The 23,929-nt window shown below is 51.5% G+C and carries 22 protein-coding genes; 15 read left to right on the top strand and 7 right to left on the bottom strand.

Translation table 11 applies throughout. The features are described from left to right. Positions 1 to 159: 159 nt before the first annotated feature. Both WC598_RS11810 and WC598_RS11805 read left to right on the top strand, forming a co-directional pair. Positions 160 to 1,149 carry a TIGR03557 family F420-dependent LLM class oxidoreductase gene (locus WC598_RS11810; protein WP_372961705.1) on the top strand — a complete coding sequence of 330 codons (990 nt, stop codon included), beginning with the start codon at positions 160 to 162 and terminating at the stop codon, positions 1,147 to 1,149. A gap of 59 nt (positions 1,150 to 1,208) precedes the next feature. After that, positions 1,209 to 1,601 (top strand): cupin domain-containing protein, encoded by a 393-nt coding sequence (locus tag WC598_RS11805; RefSeq protein WP_372961704.1) that lies wholly within the window; start codon positions 1,209 to 1,211, stop codon positions 1,599 to 1,601. Between the two features lie 416 nt (positions 1,602 to 2,017). Here the strand turns inward: WC598_RS11805 and WC598_RS11800 are convergent, their stop codons facing one another. Then, complete coding sequence (locus WC598_RS11800) at positions 2,018 to 2,431, bottom strand: MarR family transcriptional regulator (RefSeq protein ID WP_372961703.1); 414 nt, start codon at positions 2,429 to 2,431, stop codon at positions 2,018 to 2,020. Between the two features lie 201 nt (positions 2,432 to 2,632). Between WC598_RS11800 and WC598_RS11795 the strand changes: the two genes are divergently transcribed. From WC598_RS11795 to WC598_RS11760, 8 genes are all read left to right on the top strand, one after another. Continuing rightward, positions 2,633 to 2,851 carry a hypothetical protein gene (locus tag WC598_RS11795; protein WP_372961702.1) on the top strand — a complete coding sequence of 73 codons (219 nt, stop codon included), beginning with the start codon at positions 2,633 to 2,635 and terminating at the stop codon, positions 2,849 to 2,851. A 330-nt stretch (positions 2,852 to 3,181) separates the two neighbouring features. Beyond that, the gene (locus tag WC598_RS11790) at positions 3,182 to 3,586 is read left to right on the top strand and encodes a hypothetical protein (protein WP_372961701.1); all 405 of its coding nucleotides are present in this window, start codon (positions 3,182 to 3,184) and stop codon (positions 3,584 to 3,586) included. Continuing rightward, on the top strand, positions 3,583 to 3,999 hold the full coding sequence (locus WC598_RS11785; RefSeq protein WP_372961700.1) for a hypothetical protein: 417 nt from the start codon (positions 3,583 to 3,585) through the stop codon (positions 3,997 to 3,999). Before WC598_RS11790 ends, WC598_RS11785 begins: the two co-directional genes overlap by 4 nt. Positions 4,000 to 4,056: 57 nt before the next feature. Continuing rightward, a complete protein-coding gene (locus WC598_RS11780) occupies positions 4,057 to 4,284 on the top strand; it encodes a hypothetical protein (protein WP_372961699.1) in 228 nt (75 codons plus the stop codon). A gap of 39 nt (positions 4,285 to 4,323) precedes the next feature. Next, positions 4,324 to 7,533 (top strand): hypothetical protein, encoded by a 3,210-nt coding sequence (locus tag WC598_RS11775; protein ID WP_372961698.1) that lies wholly within the window; start codon positions 4,324 to 4,326, stop codon positions 7,531 to 7,533. 87 nt (positions 7,534 to 7,620) lie between these two features. Beyond that, entirely contained in the window at positions 7,621 to 8,538 is a 918-nt protein-coding gene (locus WC598_RS11770; protein ID WP_372961697.1) for a hypothetical protein, read from the top strand. Positions 8,539 to 8,807: 269 nt separating this feature from the next. Then, complete coding sequence (locus WC598_RS11765) at positions 8,808 to 9,053, top strand: hypothetical protein (protein WP_372961696.1); 246 nt, start codon at positions 8,808 to 8,810, stop codon at positions 9,051 to 9,053. 479 nt (positions 9,054 to 9,532) lie between these two features. Next, complete coding sequence (locus WC598_RS11760) at positions 9,533 to 10,006, top strand: hypothetical protein (RefSeq protein ID WP_372961695.1); 474 nt, start codon at positions 9,533 to 9,535, stop codon at positions 10,004 to 10,006. A gap of 177 nt (positions 10,007 to 10,183) precedes the next feature. Here WC598_RS11760 and WC598_RS11755 read toward each other — a convergent pair whose 3' ends face one another. Then, on the bottom strand, positions 10,184 to 10,546 hold the full coding sequence (locus WC598_RS11755) for a hypothetical protein (RefSeq protein WP_372961694.1): 363 nt from the start codon (positions 10,544 to 10,546) through the stop codon (positions 10,184 to 10,186). Between the two features lie 118 nt (positions 10,547 to 10,664). Further along, on the bottom strand, positions 10,665 to 11,729 hold the full coding sequence (locus tag WC598_RS11750) for a helix-turn-helix domain-containing protein (protein ID WP_372961693.1): 1,065 nt from the start codon (positions 11,727 to 11,729) through the stop codon (positions 10,665 to 10,667). Between the two features lie 262 nt (positions 11,730 to 11,991). On the opposite strand from WC598_RS11750, the gene WC598_RS11745 reads away from it, so the two are divergent. The 5 genes from WC598_RS11745 to WC598_RS11725 all read left to right on the top strand — a co-directional run bounded on the left by WC598_RS11745 (position 11,992) and on the right by WC598_RS11725 (position 14,597). Continuing rightward, positions 11,992 to 12,597, top strand: coding sequence for a hypothetical protein (locus WC598_RS11745; RefSeq protein ID WP_372961692.1), 606 nt, complete (start codon positions 11,992 to 11,994; stop codon positions 12,595 to 12,597). Positions 12,598 to 12,741: 144 nt separating this feature from the next. Further along, on the top strand, positions 12,742 to 13,245 hold the full coding sequence (locus tag WC598_RS11740; protein WP_372961691.1) for a hypothetical protein: 504 nt from the start codon (positions 12,742 to 12,744) through the stop codon (positions 13,243 to 13,245). A gap of 86 nt (positions 13,246 to 13,331) precedes the next feature. Beyond that, positions 13,332 to 13,496: a hypothetical protein gene (locus WC598_RS11735; RefSeq protein ID WP_372961690.1), complete on the top strand. Its 165-nt coding sequence runs from the start codon at positions 13,332 to 13,334 to the stop codon at positions 13,494 to 13,496. Beyond that, complete coding sequence (locus WC598_RS11730; RefSeq protein ID WP_372961689.1) at positions 13,486 to 13,965, top strand: hypothetical protein; 480 nt, start codon at positions 13,486 to 13,488, stop codon at positions 13,963 to 13,965. The genes WC598_RS11735 and WC598_RS11730 overlap by 11 nt, the downstream gene beginning before the upstream one ends. A 47-nt stretch (positions 13,966 to 14,012) precedes the next feature. After that, positions 14,013 to 14,597, top strand: a complete 585-nt coding sequence (locus WC598_RS11725) for a hypothetical protein (RefSeq protein ID WP_372961688.1) — start codon at positions 14,013 to 14,015, stop codon at positions 14,595 to 14,597. Between the two features lie 18 nt (positions 14,598 to 14,615). Here the strand turns inward: WC598_RS11725 and WC598_RS11720 are convergent, their stop codons facing one another. The 4 genes from WC598_RS11720 to WC598_RS11705 form a co-directional block, all read right to left on the bottom strand. Further along, positions 14,616 to 14,963: an SHOCT domain-containing protein gene (locus WC598_RS11720; RefSeq protein WP_372961687.1), complete on the bottom strand. Its 348-nt coding sequence runs from the start codon at positions 14,961 to 14,963 to the stop codon at positions 14,616 to 14,618. Positions 14,964 to 15,688: 725 nt separating this feature from the next. Beyond that, complete coding sequence (locus WC598_RS11715; protein ID WP_372961686.1) at positions 15,689 to 18,703, bottom strand: PAS domain S-box protein; 3,015 nt, start codon at positions 18,701 to 18,703, stop codon at positions 15,689 to 15,691. Then, entirely contained in the window at positions 18,700 to 22,281 is a 3,582-nt protein-coding gene (locus WC598_RS11710; protein ID WP_372961685.1) for an MASE3 domain-containing protein, read from the bottom strand. The genes WC598_RS11715 and WC598_RS11710 overlap by 4 nt, the downstream gene beginning before the upstream one ends. A 537-nt stretch (positions 22,282 to 22,818) precedes the next feature. Continuing rightward, on the bottom strand, positions 22,819 to 23,709 hold the full coding sequence (locus WC598_RS11705) for a PAS domain-containing protein (protein WP_372961684.1): 891 nt from the start codon (positions 23,707 to 23,709) through the stop codon (positions 22,819 to 22,821). Positions 23,710 to 23,929 lie beyond the last annotated feature (220 nt).

The following is a 23,929-nucleotide window of genomic DNA, read 5'->3' as shown; positions in this document are numbered from 1 at the left end:
AAAACCAGAATGTGGCAGCACCTTTCGACAGTATCGCCTCATAGTCAGTGAACGCGGCGGGTTACCCAGATGAGTATAGTTATTGCAGGCAAATCAGGATTTGGATCGCAGGCTATTTCCCGCCCGTGACCTCGTCTTTTCCGGCCCGAGGCAGTTATCATGGAAACAAAGATTGGATATTTCGCATCAATCGAGCAGTACAAACCGATGGATGCTCTGGAACAGTCCGTACGGGCAGAAAAAGTCGGGTTCGACTCGATCTGGGTTGACGACCATTTCCACCCGTGGTATCACGACGATGCACAGTCCGGTATGGCGTGGGCCTGGATGGGGGCTACCCTGCAGGCAACCAAGAAAGTGTTTGTCTCGACCTGTATCACCTGTCCCATCCTGCGGTACAACCCGGGGGTAGTTGCACAGACCTTTGCAACCCTCCGCCAGATGTACCCGAAGCGCGTGGGTGTCGCGGTGGGAGCTGGCGAGGCATTGAACGAAGTACCGGTGACCGGCCAGTGGCCGAGCATTGGCGAACGCCAGGATATGACGATCGAAGCTATCGAGGTCATGCGGAAACTCTGGGAGAGCAAGACGCCGGTCTCCCACAAGGGAAAATATTTCACCCTGGAAAAAGCGTTCATGTACACCAAGCCGGATGACGAAGTCCCGCTCTACTTCAGCGGCATGGGCCCCAAGGGAGCAAAGCTTGCCGGCAAGTACGGCGACCACCTCATGACGGTCTCTGCCGATACCGAAACCCTGAAAAAAGTTACTATCCCGAAGTTCGAGGAGGGCGCAAAGGAGGCGGGCAAGGATCCAAAGAAGATGGAGCGGGCCATGCTCATCTGGTACTCCATTGATCCGGATTTCGACAAGGCTGTTGAAGGCAACCGGTTCTGGGCAGCCTGTCTCGTGCCATCGATGTTCAAGTACCGCGTCAGCGACCCGCCTGAAGTCCAGCTCCATGCAGACCTTGTCCACTCGGATATGCTCAAGAAGAATTTCCTCTGCGCAACCGATGCGGAAGGACTCATCAAGGAGATAGAGCGGTTCAAGAAGGCCGGTATCACCCACTTCTGTCTCGGGAATTCAAGCCCGAACGTCAATCTCGGAATCGACGTGTTCAAGGAAGTAATTCCCCACGTCAAATAATTTTTGGGATTGATAATCTCTTCACATCCATTTAACGAGACATGCGATGGAGTCTGACAATGGAACCAAAAAAAAATGCAGAGATTTTTGAACAGGGCGTTGTTGTTTTTCCCCGTATGGAAACCGAGGCAAATGCAAAACCCTGGTATTCGCTCCCGGGATGCGAGGGAGTATTTCTCAAAGACCTCGTGACCGGAAAAGAGACCTTAGGAAAATTCAGCTACCACCTTGTCAGGATCTGGAAAGACAGCGAGGTTGCGGACCACGACCACGAGACCCAGTGGGAGTGGAACCTGATAATCAGCGGGAAAGGAACGTTTGTCCTGGGGGACAAGGAGATCACGATTGCACCCGGCCAGACGTTTGTAACTCCCCCGAAAAACCATCATACCGTGAGTGCCGGCCATGAGGATCTCTCGCTCCTGGCACTCTTTGTCCCGGCGCTCGTCTGAAATTGTAGCGGATGGACCGGTTTACAACCGGTTCTTTTTCCGGGTTTCCCCCGGGGGGTTGGGGGGATAAGCGGATTTCCTCATTCCCCATTGACGGTAATGCCCAAATCAGGGGGTCCGGGCACCTGGGGGAAAACAAGCCCTGTACGGGATTCGTTTCTGCTCTCGGTACTATCCCCCTCCCGGAAAACCCCGTAAATCGCCCGGATTCAGTTCCCATCAAAAATACGCTCAAATATCGCCCCGTTTGCCAAAATACGACTGGAATCCACCTCGTACAATAGGGCCTATCACTCGTAGAATCGATGTAATTTTTATCGGTAATTTCCTCTGTCCGGCTAAAAGAACTGCCAGCAGAACGCGGATAACGGGGTCATATATCCGGGAGAGGATAAAAAGGATCGGGAAAAATGAGGTTACCCTGGAATATTCCCGAGACTTTCCCGGAGTTTCTGGATGATAACAAGCTTGTCGCTCACTTCTTTCCTCTTCTCCTTCTCGATCGTATTCACGATTTCCCGGAACGGGACGACAAGCGAAAAAATATTCATAGGCCTTCCCTTGTTTTTAGAAACCGCGACCCTCCGCGTCACCCAGTCCCGTCCGATCAGGTATTTCAGCGCCTGGCTTACTTCCGGCTGGCGCAGGTCCGCACAACGCTCAATCTCCCGGGAGGTAGTTTCCGGTATGACGGAAAGGTACACAAGCGTTGCTGCAACGTACCGTCTCATGCCGGTCCTTACAAGGAGATCGATATGTTCCATCTCCTTTTTAGAGAATCCTACAATTATTTGTTCCTGCATGGTAACTTCCTGTTCCAATTTATCCATAGTGTTTTATCCAGTAATAAATATTTATGAAGCAGTGCGAAAATTCCGGAACCGGAAAATTATTCAATGCTGAATCCGGCAGTGAATCTACCAGATGCGGATTCCGTCCAACAGCGAAGCCGGGGGCCCTGCTTCAGAAAGGGCTATAATCCTTCAGACGGTATAAAAGATGTAACAATTATGCAGAAATTATTTAAGATTGTGATCAGCCGGATTCAATCGCTCACGCGATCCGGAGGATCCCGGATCCGGTCCCTGGTCCGCCCGGTCGGGGGCATTACTTCAGAAAAGAGCCCGGCCCGGAAGTACACCATTGCATCCGCAATGCAGTGCGCCGGGAACACGGGGCCGTGGACCACGCTTGCCAGCAATCATGCGCCCATCTTTTCGCTCTTCACCTATTTTCCCAATCGTACATAATGCCGGTCAAGGATCTGCCGGGCTTTGCGGGATATTTTTCACCCAAGTACCTGTCCTGAAGCACGGCTTGATGAACCGGCTGCAAAGTATATGGCCTGCACCACCGGGCCGGAACCTGCCAGGATACCGGGACATACGGGTGTGAAAATTCCCGGGCGAACACACGAGAATGACGCAAAGGAAATTTCAGCATATGCCAGTCACATCTGATCCCTCCGCCGGATACATGAACCGTCCGGAAACAACTTCTGAATCGCAGAACGAACCCCACAAGAATGCATGGGTAACCGGCCGGGCACTGGCCCGCACCCCATGCCAACGGAGCATTGCATGACCAGCCGCCGCTGCACGCTCATCGAGGAGGGAGCACGGGAACTGCTCCAGCTCAACGGCTACACCGTACAGGTTGTCCCGCACGGTGTCAACACGCGGTACCCGCCGGTTCATCTTATCGCAACCGGGCCTTCCGGCGAAGTCCGTCTCATCCGCATCCGGAAGATCTTTCACCGGGAAGTGACGCCGGATACGGTTTCCATGGATTATCCCAAGGACATAGCCGGGCTCCGCAACCATCTCCTGCGTCATTCCGGCATGCCCGAAAATTCGTATGAGCTCTGGATCTACTCGGTGGCCTACGGTTTCCGGTGTTTTGAGATCCTCTCCGAAAGCGTCCGCAAGATCCAGAATCTTTCGTGGAAGGGAACCGTTATCTCCCGGACGAATGGTGCGGTATGACGTCCATCCGCAGGATGCAGGTTCTGGAACTGCGGGCAGCAAAAATTCTCCAGACCCGGGGCTACCAGCCGGTGATCGTGAGCCATTTTGTGAGGAGCTCGCGGTATATCGCGTTCAACCTGACCGCGAGGAAGACCCGGGAGGACGGGACTGTTGAGACCCTTATTGTAAAACTGAAAATTTCCCTCCATCCGCTCGCATCGCCTGCCGAGGCTGCGGCGTTCTGCAGCGATGAGATGGCGCAGGTGAAGAGATTTCTTACCCGTGTGCAGAATGAAGAGCCCGATTACCGGTTCGAGGTCTGGCTCGCCATTCCCCTGGACGGGTTCCAGCAGTTTAAGATCACCCGGGATGGGATCCGGGAGATTCCGGAGCCCGGGGAGTCTGTCTCTTGTCAGGAGCAAACCTCATGACCGGGCAGGATGCGCCCGGCACACCCGGGCTGCGGTGCTGGAAGAAGGTGTCACCGCATGCCGGATGACGGGAGCGGGCCGGCCGGGAAGGTCGAGGGCATCCCGCTCTTCCTGATCCCAAAAGCGGTTGCGGAGCAGATCAAGAAGAATGGCGATGCGATCTTCCAGATCCATGTCGAACGGAAATTCCACCACCGGTATACGGTCCGGGTCGAGACTCTCGATGAGCATGCCAGGCGGCTGAAACAGGGAGATTTCCTTCAGGATGGCGACAGCAATGGCTGATCCGCTCATGCATTCATGCCACGGACGGGGTGGTGACAGATGGAGGGCCTGCTCCGGGATGCAATCTGCCTGTTAGCCGGGCCCGGGCAGGTTGTCGAAGTCCGGGCGCTCGCGGACCAGCACACGCACAGCGGGTACTTCAGCGATCCGGATACGCTCATCCGGTCCGTGGAGCCGCTCGATTGTGACGGTTCGGTCCACGGCATCTACGTCACGCTCAACGAGGTGAACCCGGCTCTCCTCTCGCGCCGGGCACACCGGATCAAGATGCGGCTTGGAAAAAAGGACAGCACAACGAGCGACGCGGATATCCTGCGCCGCCGCTGGCTCCCGGTCGATATCGACCCGGTCCGGCCGAGCGGCGTTTCGAGTACGGATGAAGAGCACCGGCTGGCGCTCGCAAAAGCGGAGGAGATCGCCCGGTGGATTGCCGGGCTCGGATTCCCGGACCCGGTCCGGGCCGACTCCGGCAACGGGGCTCACCTGCTCTACCGGATCGATCTGCCGAACGATGAAGCGGCAACGGCGCTGGTGAAGCAGTGTCTTGCAACGCTTGATCTGCTCTTCTCCGACAACCGGGTGACCGTGGATACCGCGAACTTCAACGCGGCCCGGATCTGGAAACTGTACGGTACGGTTTCGCGGAAAGGCGATGACACGCCGGACCGGCCGCACCGCAGGAGCCGGATCCTGTCCGCGCCGAAGGAACTGAAGATCGCGAGTGCTGCGAGGCTCCAGGATCTTGCATCCCGGCTCCCGACCGAGCAGCACGCACTGCCGCCGGCCTCGAAGGACACGGGCTTCGACCTGCGCCGGTGGCTGGTTGTTAACAGCGTTAACACACGATCCGAGAAACCCTATGGCGGCGGGACGCTGTTCGTTCTCGACCAGTGCCCGTTCTCATCAGCCCACAAGGACGGGGCGTTTGCGATCCAGTTCGGGAACGGCGCAGTCTTTGCCGGATGCAAGCACACGTCCTGCGGCAGCGGTTCCCAGCGATGGCAGGAACTTCGCGAACGGTTCGAGCCGGACCGGGCAGCGAAGCGGAAGGACTGGGAAGAGAAACAGAAGAGCTGGCGAAAGGACCGGGCACGGGTCAACGCTGAACATAAGGGAACGGGTGAATATTCGGATGCCCCTGCACATAACCGGCGAATGGGAAAACCCCGTCATGATCCGGAACATTCCGGTTCCAGGGCAACGGCAGGACCCGGGAGGGGGATGAACCCGGCGGGCCCGGTTACGGAGACACCCGATCAGGGCGGAGCGGCAAACCCGCCTCCCGATCCGGTCAAATACGATGCCCGGACCGCAGCGTTCGATGTGCTGGAACATGGCGACCCGGTTGCCCTGATGCTCAAAACGTTTGCACAGGAACATGTCGGGGACGAGATCCTTGCCCGGTGCATGATCCTTGCAATGGCATCGCAGGCCGTGAAGAACTCGGACGGGCTGCACGTCTCGGTGACCGGGGATTCCGGCAAGGGCAAGAGCCACGCCTTTAAGAAGATGATGCAGCAGGTGCCGGACCAGTACAAAGTGAAAGGCACGGTGAGCAACAAGGCGCTCTATTACATGAAAGACCTCCGGCCCCGGACGGTCCTGATGAGCGACGATATCGATCTCTCGGACGGCATCCAGGAGATCCTGAAGTCCGCGACCTCGAACTTCCACGAGCCGATCACGCACACGACCGTTACCAAAGACTTGACCTCGCGTGTCTGTCGGATTCCCGAGCGGTGCGTCTGGTGGATTGCAAAGAAGGAAGGGACCGGTGACGACCAGGTGATGAACCGGATGCTCACCTGCTGGATCGATGAATCGGCCGAGCAGGACGCCCGGGTTCTCGCGGCAAAACAGGCCCGGGAGATGCTGGACCCGGATTCATTTGCTGAAGAGTCCGATGAGCTCGTGACCTGCCGGGAGATCTGGGAGGTCCTGCACGGGCAGATGATCTGGGTGATCATTCCGTATTCGCTGAGGATCCGGTTCAATGCCATCGGGAACCGGCGCAATCCCGATATGCTCTACGATCTGATCAAGAGCCACGCGACGCTCTTCTTCATGCAGCGCCGGCAGAAGACCGGCAGTGACGGCACGCTCTGCGTGTATGCGGACGAGACGGATTTTGCTGCGGCTGCCGAAGTCTTCACGCTCCTGAACGGCACTGCCGGCGGGCAGGAATCCAAGATGACGAAGAAGGAGTCCGACCTGCTCGCGGTAATCGAGAAGGCGGACCTCCACGAGTTCACCATCCAGGATCTCCAGCGGTTCACGGGCGAGTCCTACATGGGAATTTACCGGATGATCAAAGGCTACGACAGCCGGGGGAAGAACTACACGGGACTTTTGGAGAAATGCCCGGCGCTCTCCTTCACGGACCGGACCGTAACGATGAGCGAGGAGAGCGGGTATTCGGTCCGGCGCCGGACCGAGGCGTTCGAGTGGGACCGGGCGCTGTACCGGCAGTGGCGGAACGGCGGGGCCTGCTGGCTCGACCACGATCCGGATGGTGGCAGTGGTGCCGGGTCATTTACAGCATTACAGCACGTTTACAGCAGTTTTACAGCACCTGCTGTAAATGAAAATGATGGCCCCGGTGCGCCCGGTTCCTGCAAAGAGAATGATTCTGATAATAATTTTGTACAACAGGAAGATGATTTACAGCAAAACCGGAATTATGGAGGTGACAATAATTCCGGAAAAAGTTCTGATCCGTGTCTCCATAATTCCCCATCTGCTGTAAATGAAAATCGATCTCTGCCCGGACCTGCACAAACCAGAAATCCGGGTCTGCAATCTGCTCCGGTCGTTTACAGCACATGCTGTAAAACTGCTGAAACAAGCCCGGATCCGGACCCCCCTGCTGTAAACAAGGAGCGGGGCCGGGCCATCAAAGCCGGGGATTACAAAAAACTGGAGATCCCGGAGCCGAAAACCCCGTGTTATGCCTGCGGGAAGAAGGGCTCCTGGTATAATGAAAAATTTACCAAGGAGCGCCGGTCCCGGCCCCGGGACCGGCAACAGGCCCGGCGGATCTGCCGGTCGTGTTACAACGCGGCGGTCCAGGCGGAGCAGGAGGCGTCGGTTCCTTTACCGGGTACGGTGGATGTTTCCCGGTGTTGTCGTGTGACTTCTGATGTCGGGAAATGTTCTGTGTGCGGGGTTGCCCGGGCGGAGTGGATGGACCGGGATGGTGTGAAGCTTTGCGAGCGGTGTTATGGGAGGGGGGTGAGAGTGGATGGATAGGAACGGTTGTAATGGATATTTTGTACTCATCAACTTCCCAAGAATCATATGCAATCCAACCATAGTAGAAAAAAGGATAAACCGGTCATGAGTCTGACACAATTTTTACAAGATCCCGAAGTAAAAGATCGATTTCGGAGTGAATTCAAAAAGCCAGCGGTAACAAGAAAAATGCTTCTTCAGGCGCCGCCTCAGACAAATAACTATAGCCTTGTCGGATCCGCTTTTGATTATTTACTCAGGTTTTATCTCGAATATCATAACCAGACAACCAGGAAAAGCAACATCTGGCTTGCAGATACAGCACTCACACTCCTTGAATCATGGATCCGACGAGGACAAATTACTAAGGAACAATTCATCTCGGTACAAAAGATTGTTGAAAATGCAAAGGCCCGACACAAAACGTTCCTCCAGAACGGAGATCTGACTGATGAGTTAATCGGGTCTGCAATTCAATTGGCCCGACTCGAAATGGTCTATCGTATCGGGATTCTCTCCGAGTACATCGAGAGTATACGCAGCGAGGATGTCCAGGATCTGAAAAAAATGATCAGCCTGATTCCTCCGGAAAAGTTTCATGCGAACAATATCTGTATATTAAACCCGACTTTCGGATTCGCGTCAAAAGTTGTCGGAGGGGCGGACGCCGATCTCATCATCGATGATACATTGATAGAGATTAAGACGACTATCAATCCCAAGTTTGAAAGGGATTATTTTAACCAGCTTATCGGATACATGGTCCTCAAACGGATTTGTGAAATGAAAATTCTCACAGAAGCACCGGATGCGGAAACGAAAAAGAGCGATCTTCCCAAAGAAGAAGTATACGATTTTTCTTCGTTACCAATTCATAAGATCACAAAAGTCGGGGTATATTTCTCTCGGTATGGAGTGCTCCAGACAATAGATGTAGGATCCATGACGAACAATGGGAAGTTCAGCGGGGAATTTATTGACTGGTTCCTGAATACCTGTGGTGTTCCGGATGCTGAAGAATGATGAAAGTGCTTGTTCAGTAAATCTGGATTAAGGTACTATCAATACACTTTGCGATCGCTGATAGCAAATAGTGGGAATTGTCAGGTCTGCGGGGTTACCCGGAGGAGTAGATTGATCGGATGACGGGGTGAGGGGAAGGGAATTAAGAGAATTTAACGTTCGTGAGTATTTTTACTTCTTGCCTTGTTGACTGGCCCGAATAATCAAATATTAAAAAATTCAGTGGTAATCAAAGACATTTTAATAATTCAGATGATGATCTATAATCAATGGAGATTGCGGATCAGACTGTTGCTTATCTCATTATTGGACTAATAGGATTATTTATTGCACAATTAATTGCCTTATTTTGGAAATTTCATGATACGGATGTAAAAATGGAAAAGCGGCATGCTGAGTTCCAAAATGAATTGAACCTCGTAAATAATGAGCTTGAACAACTTCGGCCAATAAAAATGATTTTGACTGAAATCGGAACGACTCAAGTTGAAAAGATATTTCGGGGGCAGAAATAATGCCTTTCGCACCAGAGGAATTCAATCGAATGCAATTTCTATTAGGTAAATCCAAACATTCTCCCCTTTCGAGCCCTGAAGAAAGTGAATTGAGATCCTATATTGCAAAAGAGCAACCTGACGCAAAAAATAAACCTCTCGAAGATTTGATTGCATTAGGTTTGATTATTGTGGGAATCTATGCACTTTACAAAATATTGGAAGGTGTAGACAATCAGTCTCGGTAAAATAAATAAAAACCCTGAAGGATCAGTACTAAAATGATTCGAAATTTGGATCAATTAATTGAGAATAAACAAAAATTCCATTCTTTTGTTGAGTATTACTTTAGTCATCCTAAGTTCTCTGGGCCGAGTGTTTATTTTCACGAGAAAACTATCAATATGATACGTAAGTCCAATAATTTCAATGATTTAATTTCCTCGCAGGATTTTATTGAATGTTGTTATGCAACGCTTACATCGTGGGGAATGCATAAAATGGGGAAAAAAGGTGCAAAATTAAAAGATTTTTCAAGTTTTTCCAAAGCGATCCATAACAATATTTCCAAATTTGTTTCATTAAAAACCTATCAGTTGAAAGATCTAAATACTAACGATAGATCGAGAATTTTTTCACAAATCGAATCCCTTTTCGAGAATCTAGATATTATGGAAACAGACAGTTGTTTGGTGGGAAACTCGAAATTAATGCATCACATTTTGCCAGATTTAGTCCCCCCGATAGATAGAGAGCATACTTTAATGTTTTTTTTTAACAGTAAATCTCTCTTGTCGTATGATAAAGAAAAACAGAAATTCTCCGAAATTCTTGAAAATTATTGGACTATCTGTAAAAAAATAGATTTACAATATGAGGATTATCAAAAATATCCCCAATTCACGTCATCTATACCTAAATTAATTGATAATGCAATTATTGGATATATTATGAAAAACAACGCAGATGCCTGAAATTTCCTAAATTATTTTATGTGTTACGTTTTTTATGCAAACGTTTTGATATACCCCCATATGGAGCAGTTCTCATAGATCGGTATTTTTTTACCTAAAATGTGCAGGAATGCTGGCTAGGTTCTGTTTCCTGACGTGCAATTATCCCCCCAACTGGCTAGGGGGTGATGGGTCCCGTCACTCCAACTTCTGCCTCTGTCTCCATCCCGCCAGAAGAGCTTTGCATTCCTCCTTGGGAGGATATCTCGGCTTCTTCAGGATCACATGGTACGCTGCAATCGCTTCGGCATATGTAATGACTCTCTCGTTTGCGAGATAATCGATCAGCCAGCAGGTGCCACGGCACTCCACGCCGTTATCTGCGGCAGCATCCCGAAGGGCAACATCGCCGGTGATGAGAACGGTATTTCTCGTTCGTGCGAGAATCATGACGGAAAGATCTGTGTACGAAGGTTTGGGATATTTCCCCATCATCGCCGGGATTTCGCCAACCTCTTCAGAAGTGAGATGTTCGGGAAGCAGGCCCAGCTCGGCCAGCATATCAAACGGAGGATCGAGCAGTTCTTCACGGAGTAAATCGGTTATTAAAAAGGAACAGGGCAATTGGAATATTTTTGGGAGCAACTGCCCGAAATGCAAGTCAATTATCGTATTTGTATCAAGTACATAGTATTGCCGAGCACTCAATATCCGATTCTCCGTCTATTGAACAGAAGGTACTGATGCTCTGGTTTAATAACTCAGCAGCCTTCGATGTGGAAATGATTCCTTCGGCATGGGCCTTCAGGACCATGGATTCCATAAGGGCCGGTCTCTCTCCTTTTGCAGTATCATCGCCGGGCTCTTCCCGGTTCCAGTGGTTTGCCATGAAGATCTTCCGGATCCCGAGATATTTTTCCGGTGTAATTACCCCAAGGTCCATGGCACGATACAGCCATGCACCCATGGAGAGTCCGTATTTCTGTTTGAAGATGAGCAGCTCCTTGATGGAGAACTTATGCCGGGTTTCACCCAGTTCAAAGAAGACTTTCTCTTGAGGAACGAGGAAGGCACCGGCAAACCGGTGCATTGCTTTCTCTTCGTTGAGTTCCCCTTCCACATCGAGAAGGCAGTGCCCGAGTTCATGGGCAAGGGAGAACCGCTGTCGCGCCCGGGGAATATTTTCTTTCACGACCATAACCCGGTGGCCTGCGTATTCCGTGAACAATGCGTCGAATTTGGTAATCCCGCTTATGATCCCGATCTTGATACCTTTGTCTTCCAGCAGGTATGTCAGATTTTCAATCGGGTCGGTCCCGAGATCCCATGCGGTCCGGAGATCCCGTGCTGCCTCTTCCGCCTCTTCGAATGAAGAGATGGTCCGTGGGAACCCTTCGGGCATCTCAAAAACCCGTGCGCTTCCGGTCAGGTTCTCGATCTGGAGATAGCGCTCCAGCCATTCCTTTGTCTCGGCATTGATCTGCTTCTCGTCCCGCTTCAGCATCTTCTTGGAACGAAACGCCATGTGATTCAGCTGGACCTGCTGGCTCTCCGGACGGAGCAGGGATGCTATGGGAATCTGTAATGCCTTACTTAACTTGATCAGAGATTGTGAATCCGGGACCAGTTTGTTTTTTTCATATTTGTCGACAGTGGTATGCGAAACCCCGATCTGTTCCGCAAGACCTCTCAATGTTATTTTGAGAATCTGTCTCCTTAGCTTGATGCTCTCTCCCAGGCTCATACCCTCACCAAAAAACGGTTAGTTTACAAACTAACTATCTACCTACCTATTTGTAACCTAATATTTATAATGTTAGCATTTGTGACAGAGGCGGGTTTTCAACAAAGATAAGGAACAACTTCCCGAATTAAAACAGCTCATTAATGAAGAAATAACGTGAGATTTGACGCAAGTATGAATTTGTTGGCAAGTAAAGGATGATATTGAAACGAGCAAGTAAAATTGATCCATTCTGAAGTGGAAGGGAATCGGTGCAAAAACTATGGGAATCGATTTGATTATTGCTATATTGGGAATAATTACGGGAGCTTTTCTCGGCTTGATTTGTTCTTTTGGATTGTGGTTACTTGATAAAAATTATCAAGAGAAAAATGTTGCCACCGGTTTTTATTTAGAGATCAAAGAATCTCAAGTCAGAATTGATGACATGGCAAAGACCCTGAATAACATTGCAAACGCTTCGCAGCATGAAATTTTTTTTACTCATTCGCGAACACCCGGGACCATTTCGCAAAACAACACTATGAATTCTCAAATAAATAATATTGTTTTTGCACCGATTGAATCTTTTTACCCACAATACGGAATTTTTCTCGAAAATAAAAAGGAAATTTCCCGTTTTCATCCCGAATTAGCTAATTCTTTGTATACCTATTATACCAGTCTTTTTGAAGCAGAAAATGATAGACTGTTTTTAAATGAAGCCAGATCATCGGGAGACCTTTTTTCAAACAATCCAGAAATACTTAAAGCAAAATATGAGGATATGAAATCCAGAATACTTTATTGCTCGAACGAGATCCCTAAACTTAAAAGATTGTTAGAGGCGAGAATCAATAAAAAGGTATTTTTACCGGGTAAATTTTAAATCTGGGCAAACACAACTGCCCGTACCTGTTTTTTCGTGTCGATCCCTCTTATTCCCCTCCCTCCCTTCATCAAGATTCAAGACCCCTCTCCTCCAGAGTAATATTCTAACCCACGGGCCCGGGGGAAAGGAGCCAGTGAAAACATGGCAGATTTCGTACAGAACAGTGTAACCAAGAGTGCGATTCGCCAGCTTGCGAATCCCATTGCAGACGTGGCGGCGTTCAACACGATCGTCCAGTCGGTCATCACCGACAACCCGTTTGCCTGCGTAGCATACATGACTGCCGGCGAGAACAAACCCGCCGTTGAGAAGACCAAGGAATCCTACACGGTGAAGGTCTTCTACCAGGACACCGATTCGGAGACGATCGGCTACCTGTCGGACAAGTACAACACCATTGCCGGGTTCAATGCCGGAGCCACAGCGATCCTCGCAAACACGGCCCAGAACACGGCCCACGGCGGCACGCCCATCCGGGACACCGACAAGGACGCCTACAGTGCGACCCTGAAGTGCCACGACCCGAACGGCGAGCTCTACATGGTGACGTTCAGCCGCGACAAAGTGAGCATCTCCTCGTACTCGGATGAAGCCATCCGGACAAAGGTCGAGACCTGGGCGGACTCCGTTGCGGCCCTCGCCTGATCGTTCCGGACGAAAACGACCGGAGGGGAGGCGACCTCCGGTCCCCTCTCTTTTTTCGGTCTCTTCGTCTTGTTTGGAGGAGCTTTATGGAAACTGAAATTGTGGGGATCCTGCTCGGGGCCGTACTCCCGATCTATCCCCTGTTGTATGCGATTTACCAGAAGATCGGCCGGTATGATGAGGTAGTCGAGGAGTTCAAGAAGCTCCAGGACGAGCACGAAAACCACCGGGAGCGGTTCCATGGAACCTGAAACCGCCATGCAGCCGGTCGCAACCGTGACCGGTCTGTACCGGGGAAAGTTTGCCGGGCTTGAACCGCTCACTCCGGATAAGCCGCTGACCCGGGAAGAAGTCCGGCGCAATCCGATCTTCTATGAACTGGACCTGCACCCGGGCCAGGAGGATGAAAACCTGATCATCGATTTGATCTACGACAACCTCGCACCAATCCGGTTGCAGGACCTGAAGCGGGGAACCGATATCCCCCGGGGGGTCCGGTTCTGGCCGGACTGGTTCGATATCCCGCCATATGAGAAGATGCACGATATCGATGGCCGTCGGGTGTACCCGCGTTCCCCGGGGAAGCACACGGTCCAGATCCGGACCGGTCGCCGGAAGTTTGCGCAGATGGGCCGGGTCCGGGATTTCAGTCCGGAGAACGGCGGGTACACGAGCCCGGTCTTCGAGATCCGGATCGCGGAGGATGCGGATGGCGGATAACCGGATCCGGACGGCAGAGAATCTGATCCCGTGTGAGGCGGAAGAACATGTTCGAGAATGAGATGCAGACCCGGGCCGCTATCTGCGGGACCGGGATCCTGCTCGGGCTCGTCCTGGTGGTGGCCCGGCTTCCTCTTCTTCTTCTCATCGTCCCGGTCGCGGTGCTCTTCCTCGGTTTTGTGGCGGACCCGGAGGAGACGCATGCGGTCTGGTACGGGATGCTCTCCACGCTCGGCATCTTCAATCTCCCGGCGCTTACAGATGCAGAGCGGTTGAACTACGCGGTGAAGCGTCATTACTTCTGGTTTGGCGAAGTCGGGATGGCTGCGATGATGGCCGGTCTGTTTGCGGTCCCGGTCGGGATCTTCCTTGCAGGCCGGGCCGAGATCACGCTCGCGTTCATTGGGGCTGCGGTTCTGTTCCTGCCTTTGTTTGTGTTCCTGCCGAAGCTTATCCAGAAGGCGATGAAGGCGGATACGGATGCAGCGATCGAAGCGTTCGGCAAGAACGAGCAAATCAAAAAAGTATTCTGGGCCGTGTTTGTGATGATGACCGGGCTGGTCCTGGCCCGGGTCGTGGACCCGGTGACGGCGCAACAGATTGTCGGGATTATTACGGGGCTGGGAGTTTAAGATAAAAAAAAGATACCGTTATTTTTTGAGATCTTCACTCATTGTTTTGAATTGCTCGCTCGTGATTTCTCCCTTCGCATATCGCACTTTGAGAATATCCATTGCATTCGATCCTTCCATTACGGTTTTCTGCGAATTGCTTTCCCGTACTATGATGTACATGATCAGAAAGAGGATCCCCACCATCGGGATGAGGACAAGTATCCCCCAGAGCAGACCGTTCATTCCCCTCTTATTCGCATCCTGGTATACCAGATAACCAATGGCGAGGAAGACGAGAAGCCAGATCAGCATCATGCCCCAGCCGAAGAAGGGGAAACCATAGCCGTAACCCCCACCCCACATACCATCCATCATGTATGCCATGCTGATACGATACACTCCTGATATAATAACCATTGAGATGATACCAAAAGGATCTCACACATCACGGTTCCTGTTCATGGCTGGGCTTGTGCTCGCCCGGGTCGCGGATCCGGTTACGGCGCAGCAGGTGGTGGGGATAATTACCGGAATGGGGGGATAAGCGAAATCCCTCATTTTCCCTTATATGGCTATGCCCTAATCCCGGGGTTGGGACCATGGGAGAAATAAGCCCTGTACGGGCTTCGATTACCCTTTTTGATTCTCGGCCCCCACGAAAAACCCCGCAAAATGCCCCGTTCCGGTTGCGTTACAAAAGAACGACAATACAGAGTTATTTTGTCAAAATACGCCTGAAATCCACCTCGTAGAATGACCCGTACTGCACATGGGATTGCGGCCATTTTCACCCATAATTTACCCCAACCGGCACCCGGAACCGCCAAAAGAACGGGGGATATGAGGGTCATATAGTAAGACGAAGATAAAAAGAACCATCAAAATGAGGTTACCGGCTCCTGGCCGGGTGTTTCTGGATGTCAGGAAGCCGGTCGTTCGCTTATACCGGATTTTTCCTGAACAGAATCCGGTTGCAAGCATCCGGCCGGTTTTAAAAATTTCCCTTCAGATGAATGCCCGATACGGGAAAACGCTCTTTGTCATCCTGACGGAGTGTGGATCCACAACAGTATGATCGTGAAGGGGGATGACATATCCCCAAAAAAAACCTAATCTTTCTCTTTAATGACAATCGTGAACGCTGTCCCGGAACACCGGTCCAGTTCAATGGTCCCGTCCAGCTGGTCCACCAGCGAGATCACCAGCCGGAGCCCGAGCGTTTCTGCATTCCGCCAGTCAAAATCTCCCGGCACCCCGATACCATCATCCATTACGGAGAGGGAAAGGGTCTTCTCAACCTGCCGGATGGTGATGGACAACGTTCCTGTCCTTCCCTCGGGAAACGCGTGTTTCAGCGCATTGCTGGCAAGTTCGTTGATGATCAAGCCCAGCGGGATTGCCGTGTTGATGCTGGACATGATCTTCCCGATATCCATGTTCAGAACCACCTGCCGGGAATCAACTCCATAGAACGAGAAAAGATGGGTTACTAAAAACCGGGTGTAGCTGGCGATATCGATGTGGGCGATATCCTCGGACTGGTACAGTTTTTCATGGACAAAAGCCATGGCCCGCACCCGGTTCTGGGTCTCTGCCATGACCTGTTTCAATCGTTCATCGTCGATCTGGCGCATCTGGAGGTTGACCAGACTGATGATGATCTGGAGATTGTTCTTCACCCGGTGGTGGATCTCGCGGAGGAGAAGGCTTTTCTCATCAAGGGATGCCCGGATTATTTCCTCGGCATGTTTCTGTTCAGTGATGTCCCGTACCGTTGCCTGCAGGATTTCCATTCCCTTCCATTCGAACCTTGTCAGGAGTACCGTTGCCGGGAAGGTTTCGCCGGTGATTCTCCTGTGGGTCCACTCGAAGAAATTGGACCCTTCAACGACAGCTTTTTCGATCATTTCCCGTGCCTTTTCAATGGAAGGCCGCCCGTCCGGCTGGAATTCCGGCGATAACTCCCACGGCGCCTTTGAGGTGAAACCGGCCTCGTCCTGTGTACGGAACATTGCCACGGTGGCGGGATTGCCTGATGTGAACCGCCAGTCCGGCGGTTCCAGGGTCATGATGGCATCATGCGAAGACTCAAACAATCTAAGGTGCCTGAGTTCGTTCTCACGGAGGATTGTCGTTTTTTTCTCGATCCCCTGTTGTAATTTTTTGTTGAAATCCTTGAGCGTCTCTTCTGCCATCCTGCGCTCGGTAACATCTGACAGGGTATAATTGAACCCGGTGATCACACCCTCTTTCATTACCGGCGTCTGGGAAGTACGGACATACCGTTCGCGGTTATCCTTTGTCAGGACCCTGAATTCGTTTGCATTATACACCCCGGTTAACCTGAGTCGAAACCCTTCAGTAGCATAAGGGATATCGTCAGGATGGACGAACCGGGTGAAGTGCTGGCCGATCACTTCTGTTACCGTATAGCCGAACAGCCGCTGGACAACGGGGCTGATGTAGGTAACTGTCCCGTTCAGGTCCAGCGTGAGGATCACATCGCTGATGTTCTCGACAAGCTCCCTGTACTGCGCACGGCTTTTCTGCAGGGCCTCTTCTGCCCTCATGCGTTCGGTGACATCGGAAAAGAGCCCGATAATATACATTTTCCCATGTAGTGTCACTCTCGAACTGGCAACATTCAGGATCCGGATTGTCCCGTCCCTGCAGAGGAAGGGAAGATTATCAGCCTGGGTTATCTCGCCCATGACAAGTGCCCTGAATTTCTCCAGCATGTAATCAAGGTCTTCCCGACGATGGATATCGGCAATCGTCATTGACCGGAGCTCGGCCTCGGTATATCCGAGCATGCTGCATATGGCCGGGTTTGCCCTGACAAATTTCCGGGTCTCGCTCTCGGCGATGATGATCCCTTCGCTGGCATTTTCATAGAGTAACCGGAACTGTTCCTCGCTCTCCCGCAGTGCATCCTCCGTCCGCTTCCGACCGGTGATATCGTGCGATATACCAAGAACTGCATACACCTCATCGTTCTCATCGGTTAATGGAACAAGGGAATTATCCTGCCAGTACTCGCGGTCGCCATACCGGATTTTTGCCTCTTTGCGGAGGGGTTTTCCGGTATTGAATACTGTTTGGAGGTCACGTCCTTGTTCGTCAGCGACATCCGGGGGAAACAGGCCCTTTCGCGGCTGGTTCAGAATGTGTTCGATTGAAAGATTCAAGACTTGGGCCGCACGGGTGTTGATGAACAGTACCGTATCGTCCCGCCCTATGATGAAGATCGGGTCAGGTGCTGCTTCGGCAAGGGTCCGGTAATTCCTCTCGCTCTTCTTCAGCGCCTCTTCTGCCCGTTTCTTATCCGTAATATCACGGATGATGCCCCGGTACGAGGTGATTGATCCGGTTTTATCTTTCACAGCCGTCAGGGAACAATACGTTACTATCATCTCACCGCTCTTTTTCTTAACCACGACCTCATATTCGGCAGTGCCCTGCGCATTGACCATGGCAAGGATCCGCTTCCGGTCCAGGGGATTGGCATAGACATCCCGTTCGAGATCGAGATTGAGTATCTCCTCTTTAGTATTATAGCCGAACAACAGGATACCTTTCTTGTTCATGTCCAGGATCTTTCCTGCGGGTGATGTGATAAAAAGACCGTCGAACGAGTCTTCAAAGAGCGTTCGGTATTTCTCCTCGCTCTTCCGCAACGCCTCTTCTACCTTTTTGTGCTTGGTGATATCTTCCAGTGTCTCGACAGCACCGATGATCCTGCCCTCAGCATTCCTGATCGGGGCTGCAGTTAAATACAACCATCGGCCGGACCCGCCCATGTGCGGGAAGAAGTCGGTAGCTTCGTAGCTACCTTCCACAAGGGAGGATTTCGCATATTTTCCTTCATACCATTCGGGATTTTTCTCAATTGTATCTTCTGCAATGAGATCGGCCATGCAGGGATGTTCGCAGGAGTAGAATGCACGCCACTGCTGTTTCGTCCCGATTATCTCTTCTGCCTTGATCCCGCTGTATTTCTCAAGGGCCTCGTTCCAGTGGATGACCCGGTGGTTGCTGTCGATCACGAACTGCGGAATGGGAGAAACATGGATGATGGCATTGAGCCATACGTCCTGCTCTGGTATCAGAACACCGGGCATCATCCTTTTTTCTCCTGCACAATAATCGTAAACGCAGTCCCCGCACTCCGGTCCAGTTCAATCGTCCCCTCCAGTTGTTCCACCAGCGAGACGACCAGCCGGAGCCCGAGCGATTCGGCGTTCCGCCAGTCGAAATCTTCAGGCATCCCTATACCATCGTCCCTGACCATCAGGTGAAGTGTCTTACCATCTTCCCGCACCGCAATGAATAATGAGCCTTTCCTGCTGTCGGGAAATGCGTGTTTGAGTGTATTACTGGCAAGTTCGTTGATGATTAAGCCCAGCGGGATTGCGGTGTTGATGTCCAGCATGATCTTCCCGATATCGACCTTCAGGGTCACCTGCCGGGAATCAACTCCATAGAACGTGAAAAGGTGGGTAACCAGGAACCCGGTGTAACCGGCGAGATCGATGCGGGAGATATCCACAGACTGGTACAGTTTTTCATGGACGAGCGACATTGCCCGTACCCGGTTCTGGGTCTCTGCCATGACCTGTTTCAACCGTTCATCCTCAACGCGGCGCATCTGGAGATTGACGAGGCTGATGATGATCTGGAGGTTGTTTTTTACCCGGTGGTGGATCTCGCGGAGGAGAAGGACTTTTTCATCAAGCGATGTGCTCAGTTCTTCGGTCCTGGCCTTCACTTCAAGTTCAAGTTCTTCGCTGTAATGTTTCAGCAACACTTCTGCTTTTTTCCGTTTTGTGATATCCCGGACAACTCCGAGCATCACCTTTGTTCCCTGTATGGTAACGATATGGGTGTTGACCTCCACAGGAATGATAGTGCCGTCTTTTGCCCGGTGCTCCGTCTCGAATCTCGCAGTGCCGGACATCCGCTGTTCTTCAATAACTCTTTCCAACGGTGGGTTGTGGTGGTCAGTGGTGATGTCGAATGGGGTTTTTGCAATCATCTCTTCCCGGGTATATCCCAGCATCCGGCAGGCAACATCATTGACATCGGTGAATCTTCCCGGGGTCCCGTCAGCATTGATCTCATGAATATGAATCGCGTCGGTGGTATTGTTGAAAATATCCCGGAACTTCTGTTCGCTCTCCCGGAGTGCTTCTTCAACCTGTTTGCGCTGGATCAGGGTCCATGTATTCTTTGCAAGCAGGGTGAGCACGCTGATATCCTTCTCATCATAATCCACTACTTTGTTACCTACGCCAATGATTGCGATGATCTTATCTTCATTGAAAATGGGAACAACCAGCTCACGGATAACCGGGACATGACCCTCCGGCAAGCCTTTCTTGTGGGGCAGGCTGGCGTAATCATTATGGATGACCGGTCTGCGCTGGCGAATACAGTCCACCCAGATACCGGCTTTTTCCACCGGGTAATGCCGCTCGGGTTCCTTTGGGATAAAACAGTGTTTCCGGGTTTCCGTGGACCATGCAATCAGCTGGATCGTCTTCTCATCTGGATTAATAATATGGAAAAACCCGATTTTACTTGAAGTCAGCCGTTCTGCCTCATCGAGGGTATAACTCATGCATTCACTGACCGACATCGTATCGATCAGCTGGTTTAATTTTACCGCAGCCTGTACAGCATCCTCTGCCTGTTTGTGGGCGGTTATATCCGTATGGGCAGAAATCCAGACACTCCCGAATCCGGGATGTTCGAACGTTGATACAGCGGCCAGACACCAGAATGTGGTTCCGTCTTTCCTTATGTTTTTTACTTCCCCTCTCCATCCTCCCTTTTCATGGAGTGTTTTGATGATCTCTTCTGCAGTATCCCGGGGGCTCGTTTTTTCTTCCGGAGCATTGACCACAGAGACATGCCTGCCGATTAACTCCCCTTTCTCATACCCGAACATTGTATCAAATTTGGAATTGGTAAAAACAATCACGCCATCGCTGGCACGGATCAGGTAAACACCCTCGGCGATTGTCTCGAATATTCTGTTCTGGAGACGGAGCGCTTCTTCCGCCGTTTTACGCCCGGTGACATCGTAGCATGCACCGAGATAGCCGGTAAAATTCCCGTCCGGATCATAGAACGGTTTTCCGCTGTCTAACAACCAGTGGAAAGTGCCGTCGCGATGCCGGAGCCGGTATTCCATATCGAAAGGTTCCCGCGCATTGAATGCGGCAAGATAGGTCTTTACGCACCGGTCAAGATCATCCGGATGGACTCCATCTGCCCAGCCATCCCCCCTCTCCTGCTCAAAAGTGCGGCCGGTGAATGCAAGCCACTCTTTGTTGAAGTAGTCACATTTTGCATTGGTATCCGAGCGCCAGATCGGGTTGGGAAAGTCATCAAAGAGCTTTAAGTAGTAATCCCGGGACCTCCGGACCGCGTCTTCTGCTTTTTTCCGTTCAGTGATATCTTCCAGCGTCTCAACGGCACCGATTATGCTGCCCTTAGAATCCCTGATCGGCGCAGCAGTGAAATACAACCATATGCCGGACAGCCCCATGTGCGGGAAAAAGTCAGTGGCTTCATAGGCACCTTCCACAAGGGTGGATTTCGCATATTTTCCTTCATGCCATCCGTGGAACTTCTCCTGAACCCCGTCAACAAGGAGGTCTGCCATGCAGGGGCGTTCAGAGGAGTAGAATGCACGCCACTGCCGGTTCGTCCCGATTATCTCTTCTGCCTTGATCCCGCTGTATTTCTCAAGAGCCTCGTTCCAGTGAATGACCCGGTGGTTGCTGTCGATCACGAACTGCGGAATGGGAGATCCCCGGATGATCATGTTGAGTTTATTCTCGCTTTCCCGGAGGAGATCCTCATCTGTCTTGAGTTCGCGGAGGAGGAGATCGTACGGCCGGGTCAATGCCACCACAACAAATGCCCGGTAGAAGAGGTAGACCGAGATGAGCCGGAAGAGGTGGCCGAGCATGTTCATGAACCCGAACACGGAAATGTAGGAGGTGAACGCCAGTTCTCCGAGGATGAGAAATGCCTGCGCAGCAACGAGGAACTTCCAGACCGTGGGATCGAAATGGTCCCGTTTCAGGTACAGAATAACGATCGTGGCAATGAGAATGAGCGAGATGATGTATTCGCTCACAATCTTGAACAGGGTAAGCCCGGTGCCCTCGGTGAAACAGGCAGGGAAGTTCTGCCAGACAAAGATGCTGGCAAAGAGCAGGACACAGGCAGCCGTGCAGGCTGCGATGATGACAGCCACATCGTACTTTTTGCCGTTGGTTATGGATCGTCCTATGAAAAACGTAGCAACAAGGAACGTGATGCTCTGGAAATACCGTGCTGCAATCCAGAGCTGGGTGGGAAGGTCCGGGCTGTTGCCGGGGAACACGCCCATACCCTTGAACGCGAGAGTATGAACGAGATCGATGCTCCCAAAGAAGAGGAACGAGATCCCGACAATGAGGAAAAACCCGTCAGTGATCATCCTGCGGGTATTCCAGACGATGATGAAGATCGAGATGGCAACCGCAATGCCGGCGAGTTCAACGATGCCGTGAAAGAGAAGGTAATTTACCGTGCTGATGAGGTAAAGGACAATAAGGATGACCGAGAGGAAGGCACCCTGAAGGAGATTCGCAGGAGAGATGAGGGTATTTTGATCCTCGTGGTGTGTGGGGTGAACATCCGCCATCGCAATACCAGATCCGGTTCGATTATGCTTCAGTCGGGCTTTCAGGCAATAAAGGTATTTCCCATGAAAATTGCATTTTGCTGTGTGTGGTATGGATTGTTCACTCACTCCCATGTAGTGCTATGAACGCCGCCCCCGACGGGGGACCCCCGCGGCGGATCCATGTCAGGCAGAAAAAAATCAGATCGCCGCCGTGCGCCGGAGAGGCACGCAGGGGGGATCTCCACATACCAGAAATTTTCATGGTCCGGGTGTGAACGCCCGTTCATGTGCGTTTCAACAGGAATACACGTAACGTGGGCCGATTCCCGTTCTTCGCAGAGAAAATGGAGTAACGTGTCGTGAACCTGGTGCAGAATCACGGCTCCTGAAGATCTCCGGTTTTTTTATTTTTTATGGTACCTGTTCCGCTGTTTATCGTGAGAGTCTGAAAATTGCATGGAACGATTGTGCATAACCCCTGATTACCCGGCCGGAGAGTACATGGGTTGTTCATGTTGATCATGCACTGCTGGCGCCAGGGGATTTATTCATTCACTATGATTCACGGGCAGGTGGATTGCATCCTGCGGGGAGATCGTTTGGTGCTGACGGGATATCCCCCGGATGATCGAAAATTCTCTGGTTCAAATTGCGGACATTCTGCTGGATCTGGACAAGATTCTTTTCCTGAAGACGGAGCTGGAGGAGGATATTTTTACTGTCTATCTCTCCACCTTCAATGTCTGCTATCACACCCGCGATATTTTCATGGACAACTCCGACCGGGATTTTCAGCCGCAGGGCAGTTTCCCGGATATAGGAGAAAAACCGTTCGTTACTTTCCTGTAACGCGGTTTCAATGTGTTTTTGTTCTGATATGTCGCGGATCGTTGCCTGCAGGAGGTGCCTGTTTCCCTGCGTGAATGACGATACCTGCACGTCGGCCGGAAACCGGTCCCCGCCCCTCCGGAGAAATTCCCCTTCGAAACGGGCAAACCCGTCACGGTATGCAGTCCCGATATGATCGCAAAGGGTGGAGGGCGACCCGTGAGCGCCGGGCTGGACCCGGGGAGAGAGCATGGCAGGTGTGTGAGTTATCAGATCCTCAACATCAGGTATCCCGAACATCTGCAACGCCCGCCGGTTGCAGTCGATGAGCGTATTCTCGTCAAGGAGCAGGATGGCATCATGGGAATCCTCGTAAATCGCTTTGAACTTCCCCTCGGTATCCCGCAATGCCCGCAACGGGAAGAATGCAATGAATACCGCACTGGCACTGGCAACGATGATGGTGATAAACCGGGATCCCCATGGAGTCAGTACCGGTTCGAGCGTCTGCTGCACGAGTTCGAATACTGAAATCAGGGCAAACATTCCCATAAAGATGAGCGTGAGCGTCAGTGTGGGCATATCACTTACGTTTTTTTCTGAAATTTTTTTCTTCATAGTCTGACTCCTTCCGGTCTGTTGAAAAACGGGTACTCTGGATCCCCGTGGATATCCAAAGGAGCCGGGTCCCGGGTTTACCATTGTTGCAGTTATTCCGGTATCGCTGGACAGTGCTGTTCATTACAAATATATATACCTGTTTTCCATAAAATGCCCGGATAAGGTATTCTCATACGGTGTGGAAGATCGCCGGTTCTTACCAGAACAATCCTGTCCT

Origin of the sequence: Methanoregula sp., from assembly GCF_041645475.1 — an archaeon.
Taxonomy (GTDB): Archaea; Halobacteriota; Methanomicrobia; order Methanomicrobiales; family Methanospirillaceae; genus Methanoregula.
The sequence above is the reverse complement of the archived record's forward strand: the minus strand, read 5'-3'. Positions and strand labels throughout refer to the sequence as shown.

Coding starts and splice junctions, on each gene's coding strand:
- WC598_RS11810 (WP_372961705.1), top strand. CDS start 160: ATGGAAACAAAGATTGGATATTTCGCATCAATCGAGCAGTACAAACCG.
- WC598_RS11805 (WP_372961704.1), top strand. CDS start 1,209: ATGGAACCAAAAAAAAATGCAGAGATTTTTGAACAGGGCGTTGTTGTT.
- WC598_RS11800 (WP_372961703.1), bottom strand. CDS start 2,431: ATGGATAAATTGGAACAGGAAGTTACCATGCAGGAACAAATAATTGTA.
- WC598_RS11790 (WP_372961701.1), top strand. CDS start 3,182: ATGACCAGCCGCCGCTGCACGCTCATCGAGGAGGGAGCACGGGAACTG.
- WC598_RS11785 (WP_372961700.1), top strand. CDS start 3,583: ATGACGTCCATCCGCAGGATGCAGGTTCTGGAACTGCGGGCAGCAAAA.
- WC598_RS11780 (WP_372961699.1), top strand. CDS start 4,057: ATGCCGGATGACGGGAGCGGGCCGGCCGGGAAGGTCGAGGGCATCCCG.
- WC598_RS11775 (WP_372961698.1), top strand. CDS start 4,324: ATGGAGGGCCTGCTCCGGGATGCAATCTGCCTGTTAGCCGGGCCCGGG.
- WC598_RS11770 (WP_372961697.1), top strand. CDS start 7,621: ATGAGTCTGACACAATTTTTACAAGATCCCGAAGTAAAAGATCGATTT.
- WC598_RS11765 (WP_372961696.1), top strand. CDS start 8,808: ATGGAGATTGCGGATCAGACTGTTGCTTATCTCATTATTGGACTAATA.
- WC598_RS11760 (WP_372961695.1), top strand. CDS start 9,533: ATGGGGAAAAAAGGTGCAAAATTAAAAGATTTTTCAAGTTTTTCCAAA.
- WC598_RS11755 (WP_372961694.1), bottom strand. CDS start 10,546: ATGCTGGCCGAGCTGGGCCTGCTTCCCGAACATCTCACTTCTGAAGAG.
- WC598_RS11750 (WP_372961693.1), bottom strand. CDS start 11,729: ATGAGCCTGGGAGAGAGCATCAAGCTAAGGAGACAGATTCTCAAAATA.
- WC598_RS11745 (WP_372961692.1), top strand. CDS start 11,992: ATGGGAATCGATTTGATTATTGCTATATTGGGAATAATTACGGGAGCT.
- WC598_RS11740 (WP_372961691.1), top strand. CDS start 12,742: ATGGCAGATTTCGTACAGAACAGTGTAACCAAGAGTGCGATTCGCCAG.
- WC598_RS11735 (WP_372961690.1), top strand. CDS start 13,332: ATGGAAACTGAAATTGTGGGGATCCTGCTCGGGGCCGTACTCCCGATC.
- WC598_RS11730 (WP_372961689.1), top strand. CDS start 13,486: ATGGAACCTGAAACCGCCATGCAGCCGGTCGCAACCGTGACCGGTCTG.
- WC598_RS11725 (WP_372961688.1), top strand. CDS start 14,013: ATGTTCGAGAATGAGATGCAGACCCGGGCCGCTATCTGCGGGACCGGG.
- WC598_RS11720 (WP_372961687.1), bottom strand. CDS start 14,963: ATGGCATACATGATGGATGGTATGTGGGGTGGGGGTTACGGCTATGGT.
- WC598_RS11715 (WP_372961686.1), bottom strand. CDS start 18,703: ATGATGCCCGGTGTTCTGATACCAGAGCAGGACGTATGGCTCAATGCC.
- WC598_RS11710 (WP_372961685.1), bottom strand. CDS start 22,281: ATGGCGGATGTTCACCCCACACACCACGAGGATCAAAATACCCTCATC.
- WC598_RS11705 (WP_372961684.1), bottom strand. CDS start 23,709: ATGAAGAAAAAAATTTCAGAAAAAAACGTAAGTGATATGCCCACACTG.